Genomic DNA, 13,600 nt, shown 5'->3' on the forward strand with positions numbered 1-13,600 from the left:
GTTCCACAGGGGCGTGATGGCAAGGCGCCGGCGCGAGGGCGGTCTGGTTGCACCGTCGAGCGTCGGCAACGCAGCCAGCGCGCCGCTGTGGGATCGCGCAGCAGGGGTCCTGCCGCGGATCCAGGCTATCCGGCGCTGTCCCATGGCACCTCCCGGTCGACGACCGACCCATGATGGGCACGCCGGCCGGCTCCGGGCGGGCGGATGGGCGGATACCCCCAATTTGTGGGATGGGCGGCCGCGCACCGGTCGCGGAAGCCCTCGTGGCCGCCGTCACCTGCCCAATATCGGTCATGCCACGGGTGCCGAAGGGTTGGCACGATCGCAACGCCCTCAGGACCGAGGGCCTTGCGAGTGCGGGGTCGGTGAAGCTCATGTCTCCAGCCAACAGTCGATGCCACCCGGTCCCAGGCCGACTGAGGAGACATATCGCCAGGTTCGCCGCCGTCCCCATCGTCGCGGCATTCCTGATCGTCCCCGCGCTCGCGCCACTCACGCCGCCGGCCCAGGCCGCGCCGGGAGAGGTGTCCTTCGTCGCCGCAACCAGCACGGCCGGCAACCGGACCGCCCACACGGTGCGGGTCCCGGCCGCGGTGCGTGCCGGCGACGTGCTGCTGCTGGCGCTCACCACGAACTCCGCGACCGCCACGATCCCCGACGCCCTGGCCGGATGGACCCTGGTGGAGGGCCGGGAGGGCAACGGCCTGCGCAGCCGGCTCTGGCGGCGCACCGCCACCGGCGCCGACTCCGGCGCCAATGTCACCGCGACCACGAGCGCGGCCGCGAAGTCCGTGCTGTCCGTCGCGGCCTACCGCAGCACCGGCGCGACGCCGTCGGTCACCGCGGTCGCCGGCGGCAGCGACACCCCCGGCACCAGCCACGACGCACCGGCCGTCGCGGTGCCCGGCTCCGGCTCGTGGCTGGTCGGCGTGTGGGCGGAGAAGTCGTCGACCGACGACACCACGTGGACGCTGCCCGCCGGCGTGACCCAGCGCGACACGGCCGCCGCGACCGGCGCCGGCAAGATCAGCGCGGTCTGGGGCGACTCCGACGGCGCCGTGGCCTCCGGGACCGCGGTCGCGCGTACGGCGACCACGAGCACGACCGCGTCCCGCACGGCGACGTACTCGGTCGTGATCAGTCCCGGCGACGTGCCCGACAACCCGCCGGAGGCCTCGTTCACGGCGAGCTGCAGCGGCCTGGTCTGCTCCTTCGACGCCTCCGCGTCGAGCGACCCCGACGGCGACGACCTGACCTACGCATGGAGCTTCGGCGACGGCAGCTTCGGCACCGGGCGCACGGCCAGCCGCACGTACGCCGCGCCGGGACCGCGGACCGTGACCCTGACCGTGAGCGACGGCAGCAACCAGGCGACCGCCACCCGCCAGGTCAGCCCCGACGTCGCCGTCGTGGCCGGGCAGATCGGCTTCGTCGGCGCGGCCAGCACGGCCGGCAACCGGGCCGGCCACTCGGTCACGATCCCGTCCGCCGTCGAGCCCGGGGACCGGCTGGTCCTCTTCCTCGTCACGAACTCCACCGGCACCACCCTGGACGACGCGCTCCCGGGCTGGGAGCTGCTGCAGTCGCGCGACGGCAACGGCATCCGCGGCCGCGCGTGGACCCGCAGCGCCACGGCGATCGACGCGGGCCGGACGATCACGGTGACGGACAGCGCCTACGTGAAGTCCGTGATGTCCGTCGCCGCCTACCGCTCCACCGGACCGGCCGTGGTCGGGGCGTCCGCCGCGGGGGGTGCGGACGCCCCGGCCACCAGCCACACCACGCCGGCCAGCACCGCGGTGCACGCGAACTCGTGGCTGGTCAACCTGTGGACCGAGAAGTCCGCGACGGACACCACCTGGACGCTGCCCGCCGGCACCACCACCCGCAGCCAGGCGGCGGCGACCGGCTCGGGGAAGGTGAGCGGCGTGCTCGCCGACTCCGGCGGCGCCGTACCCGTCGGGCCGGTCGCGGGCCGCACCGCCACCACGAGCACCTCGGCCAGCCGGTCGACGATGTTCTCGATCGTGCTCGACCCCGGCGTCGACACCACCGGCACGAACGTGCCGCCCGTCGCGGAGTTCACGACCGGCTGCGCGGGCCTCACCTGCGAGTTCGACGCCGCCCACTCCTTCGACGTCGACAAGGACCCGCTGACCTACCACTGGCAGTTCGGCGACGGACAGACCGGCACCGGCGTCAACCCCGAGCACAGGTACGCGACCCCCGGGACCCGCACGGTCACCCTGACCGTGGACGACGGCCACGGCCACACCGACCAGGCCACGAGCAGCGCGACCGCCGTGCTGCCGGTGGCGCCGCCGGGCCACACCGGCCTGGTGCCGGACACGCCGCGCACCAACCAGCCCACGATCACCAGCGGCGAGATCTGGGACATCGAGGTCGTCGGCAACCGCGTGTACGTCGCGGGCACGTTCACCTCGATCCGCCAGCCGAACAACGGGGCGGTCGTCAACCAGGCCTACCTGGCGGCGTACAACTGGAGCACCGGGCAGGTCGACACGTCCTTCCGGCCGACCTTCACCAACGGCCAGGTCGTCGCCGTCGAGGCCTCCCCCGACGGCAGCAGGCTCTACATCGGGGGCAACTTCGGCACCGTCAACGGCCTGAGCCGCAAGGCGATCGCGCAGATCGACCCGGCCACCGGCGCGCCCGTGGAGGCCTTCACGGCCAACGCCAACGGGAAGGTCAACGAGCTGGCCGTGACGAACTCGACGGTGTACGCCGGCGGCCGGTTCACGACGATCAACAACGTGCCGCGCGGGGCCCTCGCCGCCCTGGACGGCCGGACCGGCGCGGTGCGCGCCGATTTCGTCAACAACCTCACCGGCGGCATCGGCACCAACGGCGACCTCGCCGTGCAGCGGCTCAAGCTCACCCACGACGAGGGCCGGCTCCTGGTCGTGCACACCGGGCGGCAGGTCAACGGCAAGGACCGGTACGGCGTCGCGATCATCAACACCCGCACGAACAAGCTCACGCCCTGGAAGACCAGCCTGTGGGAGGACAACCTGCAGTTCGTGGGCGGCATCCAGCGCGCGTACGGCGGCGACATCGGGCCGGACGACTCGTACTTCGTCGTCACCAGCGGCTCCGGCGGCGACCGCCCGCCGATCAACGACACGGTGATCGCCTACGCCCTCGACGACGACAGCGACGCCGAGCCGCTGTGGATCTCGCGGCACTTCGACTCCGTCTACTCGGTCGCCGCCACCGAGGCCGGCATCTACATCGGCGGGCACTTCCAGTGGGCCGAGTCGGCGAGCGCGCCGATCCCGTGGCCGGGCCTGGACGACGTCGGGTACGGCACCGGGCAGGGCCTGTCGGCGTACGCCCTCGGCGACGCGGTCGTCAAGCGCTTCCACCTCGCCGCCCTCGACCCCGCCGACGGCCACGCCCTGGAATGGTTCGCGCCCTCCAACTCCTACGAGGGCGACAAGCACATCGAGGCCACGCCGCGCGGTCTCTTCGTCGGCGGCGACGGCAACACCAAGGGCAGCTACAACGTGGGCCGGGTGGCGTTCTTCGACTTCAACAACGTCCCCGCGCAGAACGGCACCCAGACCGTCATCACCTCGCCGATCGAGGGCCGGATCGAGCCGGTGAACGAGCAGTTCGAGATCACCGGCACGGCGACCGCGGCCAGCGGCATCCAGCGGGTCGAGATCGAGGTGATGGACCGCAAGACCGGGCGCTACCTCAACGACGACCTGACCACCTGGGGCACGACGACGAGCAACACGATCAACGCGACGCTCGATCCCGGCAGCGGGTCCTCCCGCACCTGGCGGCTCCCGCTCACGATGACCGCCAACCGGGAGCTGCTGCTGCGGGCACGGGCCGTGGCGGGCAACGGCACCGGCGACAACACGAAGGCCACCAAGAAGTTCGAGACGTTCGGCACCAGCGACCGGCCGCCGACCACGAGCATCACGGGCCCGGCGAGCCCGGTCAACGCGCTGACCTTCACGATCACCGGGACCGCGGCCGACGACTTCGGCGTCGACGGGGTCAGCTTCACGCTGCGCGACAGCCAGAACCGCTACCTGCAGGAGGACGGCACCGTCTCGGGCACCTACCGCAGCTTCCGGGTGACGCCGGACGTCCTCGGCGCCACGAGCACGACCTGGTCGTACGAGATCACCGTGCCCTACGAGGACACGTGGTGGGCACAGGCGCGGGCCACCGACACCACCGGGCAGTCCTCGCTCGACACCTCCGACCGGCGCTGGATCGTGAGCGAGAACGGCCAGCCGCCGACGGTGTCCATCACCCAGCCGGCGACCATGGTGCCGCCCACGGCGGCCCAGACGGTGAACGTCACCCCCGGCAGTCCGCTCACCTTCGCGGGATCGGCGAACGACGACGAGGCCCTCGCCGCGGTGACGATCACGCTCCGCAACAACTCCACCGGGGAGCGGCTCGCCGCCGACGGGTCGTGGGGCACCGGCGTCGTGGCCGGGTCGTACCGGATCTCGCCGGTCAACCTCAACCAGCCCAGCTACAACTGGTCCTACACGACACCGTTCAACCTCACGCCGGGCAGCTACACCTTCACCGTCAGCGCCAGCGACCGGATCGGGCTGAGCACCTCGTCGGCGAACCAGGGCCGGCTCACGCTCAACGCCCAGATCCCCGGCGACAGCCCGCCGAACGGGCTGCTCGACGTGACCGGCACCGTCACCGGGCAGCAGGTGCTGCTGCTCAACCTGACCGGGAGGGCGACCGACGACAAGGGCGTCGCCCAGGTGGGGGTCACGATCCGCGACGCCGACACCAGTCGCTACCTGCAGCCCAACGGGACCATGTCCGCGTCGATGGCGATGCTCTACGCGACCCTGGCCAACCCCGGCGCGACGAACACGACCTGGTCGCTCAACGTCGCGCTGCCGACGCAGGGCGACTGGAACGTCACGGCGTTCGCCATCGACACGGCCGGCCAGCAGGACCCGACGACGACCGGGGCGACGGCGCGGTACCCGATCTACCCGGGCGACCGGCCGCCGGTGCTGAACGAGGCGCTGCTCAGCCCGACCGAGGGCACCACCTTCCCCGACGGCAAGATCTTCGTCAGCGGGCGCGCCGAGGACGACCAGGCGATGCAGGAGGTCCAGGTCGCGATCGTCAACGCCGCCGGGCAGTACATGAGCTCGACGGGCACCTTCACCAGCACCGCCGCGAGCTGGCGCACGGCCTTCCTCAACAGCCCCGGGACGCCCGGCTCGAACTTCTCCTACACGACGCCGGTGATCCCGCCCGGCGCCTACACCGTGCGGGTGCGCGCCATCGACCACCACAACTTCATCAGCGCGATCTACGAGCGGCGCGCGAGCGTCGTCCACCCGCCGAACGACCCGCCGGTCGCGAGCTTCACCGCCACCTGCACGGCGAACGCCTGCAGCTTCGACGCGCGCGGCTCGACCGACGAGAACGCGACCACGCTCACCTACGCGTGGAACTTCGGCAACGGCAGCGGATCCGGACCGGCGCCGACCCGGACCTACGCGGCGCCGGGCACCTACACCGTGACGCTCACCGCGCGGGACGAGTGGGGCCTCACCGCCACCGCGACCCGGACGGTCACCATCACCGCGCCTCCGGGGAACCGGCCGCCGGTCGCCGTCCTCAACCCGCCGGCCTGCTCCGGGCTGACCTGCAACTTCTCCGCGGTCGGCTCGACCGACCCCGACACCGGCGACACCATCACCTACCGCTGGGTCTGGGGCGACGGCCGCCCGAACTCGACGGCGTCGGCCACCTCGCACAGCTTCCCGGCCGCCGGGACCTACACCGTCGCGCTGACGGTGACCGACGGGTGGGGCGCGGCCACCACGACCACCCGGCAAGTGACCGTTACCACACCGTGAGGGGGTGAGGCATCACCAACACCTATCTTGAACAGTCAAAAATTGGGTACGTTCCCGGCTTCCGTGAACAGGATCCGGCGGGCCGCGCATAATCTCGACATGACGCGTCCACAACCGGGCCGTCAGCCCCGTCACCCCTCCGGGGGCGTCTCTCGGGCGGTCGCCCGGCGCAATCCACTCCGACCGGAGTACGTCGACCGCGCGCCCTTATGGTGGGCCCTGCTCCTGGCGTGCCTGATGGCACATCCCTATGTCGTCCTCCTGCTGGAGGATCCTGCCCTCGACCCGACCATCACGGCCGGGCACATCTGCATGATCCTCGCCGATCTCGCCCTGCTCGGCAGCGCCCTGATCCTGTCCTTCGACGCCCACCTCCGGCGCAGCCTGATCCGGGCCAGGTTGGCCACCGTCGCCACGCTCGTCGCCGTGCAGGACCTGCCCCTCGTCGTGATCGCTGTGGCCGACCCCGGCCACAGCGGACACAGCTACCGCCTCACCGCCGGGCACCTCGTCACCGTCGTGGTGGTGCTCCTGGTGCTCACCGTCGGGACCCGCGACCAGCATCCGCCACGGTTCAGCGCACTCCTCGGCGGACTGGTCCTCGGCAGCCTCGTGCTCGCGGCCCGGCTGACCCTCCTCGTCAGCGATCCCACGCCGTTCCTCTCGACGCACCGCGGGACGGACCTCCTGCTGATCGCGACGATCGCCGCGGTGACCGCGGCCGTCGTCGCCACGCTGCTGCGCTCGCCGCTGCCCCGCTGGGCCGCGATCCGGATCAGCTGCGGCATCTGCGCGGTGTTCGCGGCGCGGGCCTGGTCCACGCTGGTGGAGGCGACCTCGCCGCCCCCGGCAGCCGTCGCCGCCGTGCTGGTGTGCAGCGCCCTGCTCGCCACGAGCGTCGTCGGCCTCCTCCTCGCGACGCTGCAGGCATCCATCACCCGCGAGGCGAAGCTCCTGCTGCGGGCGGCCGAGGCCGAGGCGACCGTGCAGCACGACCGCGAGGTGGTCCACGAGATGCGCGCGGCGACGGCCGGCATCGTCGCCGGCGTGCACCTGCTGGCCAGCGGCCGGGTGCCGCCGGGGCCGCGCCGGCTCGCCCTGCGGCACATGGTGGACGTGGAGGCGGCCCGCCTGGGCCGGAGCTTCTCCGACTCGCCCGACGACCTGCACGACCTCGCCGTCGACGACATCGTCGAGCCGCTCGTCGTCGCCCACGAGGCCCTCGGCCACCGGGTGATCTGGCGGCCGGGCGGGCACCACGTCACCAGCCGGCGCGACGCCCTCTCGGAGGTGCTCAACGTGTTGCTCACCAACGCCCACCGTCACGCCCACGGCCACGCCACCACCGTGAGCTGCCGGCCTGTCGGCGGGTCGGTCGAGATCCGCGTCTCCGACCGGGGCCCGGGCCTCGACCCCGACCTGAAGGACCGCCTCTTCCAGTGGGGCGCCCGCGGGACGAGGTCGACCGGCCAGGGCATCGGGCTGCAACGCGCCCACCGGCTGATGCTCGAGCTGGGCGGCTCGCTCCACCACGACGACGACGCGGCCCGCAGCGGCGGCGCGGTTTTCGTGGTCACCCTGCCCGGCACCGGCGAGGCCGCGGAACCGCCGCGCGTCGTACCGTTCCCCCTCCCCGCCTCGATCCCGGCCCGCACGACGCGATGACGACCGCGCCCGCGCGCCCGATGCGCGTCACCATCATCGACGACCACGCCCTCTTCGCCGAGTCGGTCGCGCTCACCCTCGAGTCGGAGGGGCACACGGTCCGCCGGATCGACCTCGGCGAGAGGCACACGACCCTGGCGACCGTGCTGTCCACCACCCTGCGCAGCGCGCCGCGGGTCGTGCTGCTCGATCTCGACCTCGGCCGGGTCGGCGACGGGATGCGCCTCATCTCGCCTCTCGCGGCTGCCGGCGCGGCGGTCGTCGTGGTGACCGGCAGCGCCGACCAGGCCCGGCAGGGCGACTGCCTGCGGCGCGGCGCGAAGGCGGTCCTGGTCAAGACCTGCCCGCTCAACGAGGTCGTGGCCACCATCCGCCGCGCCCGCGACGGGCTTCCGCTGATGGGCTCGGAGGAGCGCGGGGCGCTGATCGACCTCGCCCTGCACGAGCGCGACGAGATCCGCGAGATCCGGGCCCGGCTGGAGCGCCTCACCCGCCGGGAGATGGAGGTGCTCGGCGCGCTGATGCAGGGCGAGCAGGTGCGCGAGATCGCCCGCGCCAGCGTGGTCTCCGAGGCGACCGTCCGCACCCAGGTGAAGTCGATCCTCGCCAAGCTCGAGATGAGCTCGCAGCTGGCCGCCGTCGGGGCCGCCTACAAGGTCGGCTGGCACCCTCCGCGGGACTGATCCCGCGGGACCCCCACGGCCTCCGCTTTGCCGTATTTGGGGCATGCCCGCGCCTCCACCCGTCCCTAGGGTCGGGGGATCGCCCATCAGGCCAGCGATCCAGGAGGTGCCTCGTGCGGGTGCTGCTCGTCTCCTCGTCCGGAGGTCATCTCGCCCAGCTGATGTGCCTGCGCCCGTGGTGGGAGAAGCACGACCGGCACTGGGTCACCTTCGACACCGCCGACGCCGTCGCGAAGCTCGAGGGCGAGGACGTGACCTGGGCGCACCACCCGACGACGCGGAACCTGCGCAACCTGGCCCGGAACTCGGTCCAGGCGCGCCGCGTGCTCGGCCACTACGACCCCGACCTCATCGTGTCCACCGGCGCGGCGGTGGCCGTGCCGTACTTCTGGCTGCGGCGCCGCAAGCACGCCTCCACGATCTACCTCGAGGTGTACGACCGGGTCGAGACCGCGACACTGACCGGCCGGCTGTGCCGTCCGGCCACCGACCTCTTCCTGGTCCAGTGGCCCGAGCAGCAGCGCCTCTACCGCTCCTCCGTCCTGGTCGGGGAGCTGTGGTGAGCGCGGCGCCGCCGCCCCTCGTGGCGGTCTTCCTCGGCACCGACCACCACCGGTTCGACCGACTGGTCGCCTGGGCCGCCGGCCTGCAGGCACGGGGGCTGTTCCGGTTCCACGTGCAGCACGGCGCGACCCCGCTGGCGCCGGGGCTGGCCGGTACCCGGCTGATGGACCCCGCCTCGATGGCCGGCCTGCTCGACCGGGCCAGCGCGGTCGTGACCCACGGCGGGCCCGGCTCGATCATGGACGCCCGCGAGCACGGGCACGTGCCCGTCGTCGTCCCCCGCAACCCGGGCCTCGGCGAGCACGTCGACGACCACCAGCAGCGCTTCGCGCGGTTCGTGGCGCGGACCGGTCTGGTCGTCACCGCGCACAGCGAGGAGGAGCTGGGCGCCCGGCTGTCGCTGGCCGTCCTCGTCGGGCACTCCACGGCCGGCCCGGACCGCCCCCTCCCGACCCTCGCCCGCTTCGAGGCGCTCGTCGACGGTCTCGTGCGCCGATGACCGTCATCTCCGCACGCCCGACGACCCGTGCCGCGACCGGCCGCCGGACCGCGGTCGACGTCCTGGCGCCCCTGCAGCGCACCGGCCGCCTGTTCGTCGCCGCGGACGCGGTCGCCGCGGCGCTCGCCGTGCTCGTCGCGAGCCAGGTCCCCGGCGGGGTCGAGCGGGGCGCCACGGGGTACCTCTTCGTGCCGCTGTGGGTGCTCGCCGTCGCCGTCACCGGCGAGTACCGCCTCACCGGCGGGTTCGTGGCGCACGTGCGGCGCCTGGCTGCCGTCGCCCTGGTGGTGCCCACCGCCACGCTGCTGACCACCGAGGCGCTGTCCTACCCGCTCTCGGCCAGCACCGTGACCGCGGTGTGCGTCGGCAGCGCCGCGCTGGGCGCGCTCGCCCGCCGTGCCGCCGCCGTGCCGCACCGGGTGGTCGTCGTCGGCAGCTCCACCACCCTGCCGGACCTGCTCGCCCGGATCCGCGCCGCGCGCAACCGCCGGTTCTCGGTCGTGGGCGCGTGCGTCGCGGCCGGCGACCCGATCCTGGCCGCCGACCTGGACGCCGTCCCGACCGTCTCCGGCCTCGCGACCTGCGCCTCGGCCGCCCGGGCCAACGGCGCCGACGCGGTCATCCTGGCGCCCGATCACGCCATCCCCGACGACGCGGTACGACGGCTGCGCTGGGCGCTGGAGGAGGACGGCGTCGGGATCTTCGTCTGGCCCGGCCTGGCCACCTCCCCGGTCGGGCGCACCCGCCTCGACCTCTGGGACGACGTCCCCCTGCTGCACCTCGGCGCGCCCCGCCGCCTCGGGCCCTCCCACGCGGTGAAGCACGTCCTCGACCGCGCCGTGGCCGCGCTGGCGCTCGTCGTCCTGGCTCCGATCCTGCTCGCGCTCGCGGTGGCCGTGCGCCTCGACTCGCCCGGCCCGGCGTTCTTCCGCCAGACCCGCGTCGGCCGCGGCGACGCGCCGTTCACGATGTGGAAGCTGCGCACGATGCGCCAGGACGCCGACACCACCGCCGTCACGCTGGCCGACCTCAACGAGGCCGACGGCCCCCTGTTCAAGATCCAGCGGGACCCGCGGGTCACCCGGGTGGGCCGCTGGCTGCGGCGTACCTCCCTCGACGAGCTGCCTCAGCTGGTCAACGTCGCCCTCGGCCAGATGTCGCTGGTCGGCCCCCGGCCCGCGCTGCCGACCGAGGTCGAGGACTACCACCCCGACGTCCGGCACCGGCTGGTCGTGCGCCCGGGCATGACCGGCCTGTGGCAGGTCTCCGGGCGCGCGGACCTGTCCTGGGAGGAGTCGGTGCGGCTCGACCAGCAGTACGTCGACAACTGGTCGCTGTTCCTGGACGCCCGGATCCTGCTGCGCACCGCCGGCGCGGTCCTCGGCGGCCGCGGGGCGTACTGACCGGGCCTCTTGGCGGCGGCTCCGCACGGCAAGTTACCTGCGAGTAGTATCGGGTCATGCGCACCGACAGCGGCCCGGTCACCTGCACCGTCACCGACGGCATCGCCCACGTCCGGCTGAGCCGGCCCGAGAAGCTCAACGCGCTGACCCTCGACATCCTCGACGACCTGGTGTCGACCGCGCACGCCCTGCGCCGCGACCGGACGCTGCGCGCCGTGATCGTCAGCGGCGACGGCGACGCCTTCTGCGCCGGCCTCGACTTCGCCTCCGTGCTGCGCAACCCGGCCGGGGTCGCCCGGGCGTTCGTCCCGCGTCCGCTGCGCGGCACCAACACCTTCCAGGAGGCGCCCTGGGCCTTCCGCCGGATCCCCGTCCCCGTGATCGCGGCCGTCCACGGCCACTGCCTCGGCGGCGGCCTGCAGATCGCGCTCGCCGCCGACTTCCGGATCGCGACCCCCGACTCCCGCTGGTCCGTGCTCGAGGGCAAGTGGGGCCTGATCCCCGACATGTCCGGCATCCAGGCCCTCAAGGAGCTCGTCGGCATCGACCAGGCCAAGCTGCTCACCATGACCGCCGAGGTCTTCGACGGCACCCGCGCCCACGACCTCGGCCTCGTCACCCGCCTGGACAACGACCCGCTCTCCGGCGCCCTCCGCCTCGCGAACGAGCTCTCCCACCGCTCCCCCGACGCCCTCGCCGCCGCCAAGCGGCTCTTCAACGACACCTGGACCGCCTCGCCCCGCCGTACCTTCGCCCGCGAGCGGATCGAGCAGGCCTTCCTCCTCGCCGCCCGCAACACGAAGGCCGCCCGCGAGGCCGCGTTCAAGAAGGCCGAGGCGGTTTACGGTCCGCGGGGGCGCTGACGGCAAGCCCGATTCCTCACGGACACGGGTCGTCGTCCGATGAGTGTCGTATCTGCCCCGAGTCATTCGTGGAGAGAGTGAAGGCCGCCACGAGACGACAGGAGACACGGCCATGTGGACCACCACCCCCACCACCGAGAAGCACCTCAGCCACGACCTGCCGTGCCCCGCGTGCGGCCACGCCGTGCACACCTTCCTCGCGTGCAGCGACAGCTGCGACTGTGCGCCGACGGTGATGCCCGGCTCAGTTCCCTACGCCGCCTGAGCCGCTACGGGTACCTCAGGTCCACGGTCTCCTCGCTGATCTCCCACAGCCGCCGCGCCTTGTCGGCGTTGCGGGCGAGCTTGCTGCGCCCCACCTCGCGTGGCCTGCCCGAGAGCTGCTGGAGGCCGCTGGGGCCGACGAAGGTGTTGCCGGGCAGGTCGGCGGTGGCGGCCATCAGCGACGGCCAGGCGCCGGCCGCGGCCGACTGGGAGATCGCCTTGACGCCGGCGTCGAGGATGGTGGCGATGCCGCCGGCGGAGCGGCCGTACTGGCCGTTGGCGGCGAGGTGGGTGCCGGCGAAGCCGGGGTGGGCGGCGAGCGCGCGGACCGGGAGGTCCGCGGCGCGGAGGCGGCGGTCGAGCTCGGCGGTGAAGTAGAGGTTCGCGAGCTTGGACTGCCCGTAGACCCGCCACGTGTGGTAGCGCCCGATCTGCTCACGCGGGTCGCCGAGCGGCGCCTTGCCGGCGAAGCTGTGGAACCGCGAGGACACCGTGACCACCCGCCCGTCGGCGCTCTGCACGAGCTGCGGCAGCAGCAGGCCGGTGAGCAGGAACGGCCCGAAGTGATTGGTAGCCATCTGCAGCTCGAGCCCGTCGGCGGTGCGGGCGTACTTCGTGCCCATCACGCCGGCGTTGTTGACGAGTACGTCGATCGGCCCGACCTGCGCGACCGCGGCCGCGGCGGTGCGGACCGAGCTGAGGCTCGCCAGGTCGAGGTGCAGCGCCTCCAGCTGGGCGTCGGGCACCTCCTCGCGGATCGCGGCGGCGGTCTCCTCGACCTTGGCCGGATTGCGGCCGGCGAGGACCACCCGGCCGCCGCGACGGGCCAGCTCCAGCGCGGTGTGGTGGCCGAGCCCGCCGAGCGTCGGCCCGGTCACCACGATCGTCCGGCCGGTCTGGTCGGGCAGGTCGGCGACGTTCCAGGTGTCGGTCATCGGTTCCCCTCGGGAGCTTCTACGGAGTGGTCGCGAGCCGGGCGACGATCCGCTCCCCCAGCTCCTTCTCGCCCGAGATCCTGACGGCGCCGGGCGGGGCGGCGCGACGCCCGCCGGCGAGCACGATGAAGCTCTCCCGGTCCATGGCGAGCGACACCGTCGACTCGTCCGGTACGACGGCCAGCCGCTGCGCCCGACCGTCGTCGCCCACCTGCACGGCGATGGGCGCGCTGCCCTCGACGGCCAGCACGGCCGTCGTACCGGCGGGCGGGGCGACGCGCTTGCCGACGACGAACCCGAAGGCCTCGACGAGGTAGTCGGCGGTGTGCTGCGCGCCCGGGGTGTCGAGGCCGCCGGGCCGGCCGACCGCGCGGCGGATGTCCTGCTCGTGCATCCACACGTCGAGCGGTCGGTTGCGCAGCAGGGTGCGCTGGTTCCAGCCGATCAGGCCGAAGAGGCCGTCGGCGGGGGCGTCCGGGTCCTCCGGCGGAGCGGCGGTGAGCGCCGCGTAGCGGGCACCGGTGGCCTTCCGGATCTCCTCGATGATCGAGGCCGGGTCGCGGTCACGGCGGGTGACGACACCGATCTCGGTGAACTGCCCCATCGGCCCGGTCACGTGCGCGGGCTCACCGATGTCGGCGCTCTCCTCCGGCCCGCCGGCCAGGATCGACTCCAGGTGCGCGGTGTGCGACGCGACCGCCTTCACGTCCCAGCCGGCGAGGTCGGTCGGGGTCGCCCAGTCGTCGGGACCGAGCTCCTCGAGCAGGGCGACGAAGTCACCGACCGCGCTCCACCAGTTCTCGACGTAGCCGGCCAGCAGCGCGCGGTCGCTCATG

General features: G+C 73.3%; 10 protein-coding genes. 8 read left to right on the plus strand and 2 right to left on the minus strand.

Annotation, left to right across the window (positions count from 1 at the left end; all coding sequences use genetic code 11):
- The first annotated feature begins 524 nt into the window (after positions 1–524).
- The 8 genes from FIV44_RS11310 to FIV44_RS30425 all read left to right on the plus strand — a co-directional run bounded on the left by FIV44_RS11310 (position 525) and on the right by FIV44_RS30425 (position 11,830).
- Positions 525–5,888 carry a PKD domain-containing protein gene (locus FIV44_RS11310; protein WP_141004526.1) on the plus strand — a complete coding sequence of 1,788 codons (5,364 nt, stop codon included), beginning with the start codon at positions 525–527 and terminating at the stop codon, positions 5,886–5,888.
- 237 nt (positions 5,889–6,125) lie between these two features.
- The gene (locus tag FIV44_RS11315) at positions 6,126–7,553 is read left to right on the plus strand and encodes a sensor histidine kinase (protein ID WP_141004527.1); all 1,428 of its coding nucleotides are present in this window, start codon (positions 6,126–6,128) and stop codon (positions 7,551–7,553) included.
- Entirely contained in the window at positions 7,550–8,236 is a 687-nt protein-coding gene (locus FIV44_RS11320; protein ID WP_246086917.1) for a response regulator transcription factor, read from the plus strand. The genes FIV44_RS11315 and FIV44_RS11320 overlap by 4 nt, the downstream gene beginning before the upstream one ends.
- Before the next feature lie 113 nt (positions 8,237–8,349).
- Positions 8,350–8,799, plus strand: a complete 450-nt coding sequence (locus FIV44_RS11325; protein ID WP_246086918.1) for a UDP-N-acetylglucosamine--LPS N-acetylglucosamine transferase — start codon at positions 8,350–8,352, stop codon at positions 8,797–8,799.
- A complete protein-coding gene (locus FIV44_RS11330) occupies positions 8,796–9,299 on the plus strand; it encodes a glycosyltransferase (protein WP_141004528.1) in 504 nt (167 codons plus the stop codon). The genes FIV44_RS11325 and FIV44_RS11330 overlap by 4 nt, the downstream gene beginning before the upstream one ends.
- Entirely contained in the window at positions 9,296–10,702 is a 1,407-nt protein-coding gene (locus tag FIV44_RS11335) for a sugar transferase (protein WP_141004529.1), read from the plus strand. Before FIV44_RS11330 ends, FIV44_RS11335 begins: the two co-directional genes overlap by 4 nt.
- A gap of 56 nt (positions 10,703–10,758) precedes the next feature.
- Positions 10,759–11,565, plus strand: a complete 807-nt coding sequence (locus FIV44_RS11340; RefSeq protein WP_141004530.1) for a crotonase/enoyl-CoA hydratase family protein — start codon at positions 10,759–10,761, stop codon at positions 11,563–11,565.
- 112 nt (positions 11,566–11,677) lie between these two features.
- A complete protein-coding gene (locus FIV44_RS30425) occupies positions 11,678–11,830 on the plus strand; it encodes a hypothetical protein (protein WP_181411116.1) in 153 nt (50 codons plus the stop codon).
- A 4-nt stretch (positions 11,831–11,834) separates the two neighbouring features.
- On the opposite strand, the gene FIV44_RS11345 is transcribed toward FIV44_RS30425, so the two are convergent.
- Together FIV44_RS11345 and FIV44_RS11350 are read right to left on the minus strand one after the other, a co-directional pair.
- A complete protein-coding gene (locus FIV44_RS11345) occupies positions 11,835–12,764 on the minus strand; it encodes an oxidoreductase (RefSeq protein ID WP_141004531.1) in 930 nt (309 codons plus the stop codon).
- A 19-nt stretch (positions 12,765–12,783) separates the two neighbouring features.
- Positions 12,784–13,599, minus strand: a complete 816-nt coding sequence (locus FIV44_RS11350; protein ID WP_141004532.1) for a maleylpyruvate isomerase family mycothiol-dependent enzyme — start codon at positions 13,597–13,599, stop codon at positions 12,784–12,786.
- Between the last annotated feature and the right edge of the window lies 1 nt (position 13,600).

This window comes from Nocardioides humi, assembly GCF_006494775.1.
GTDB lineage: Bacteria > Actinomycetota > Actinomycetes > Propionibacteriales > Nocardioidaceae > Nocardioides > Nocardioides humi.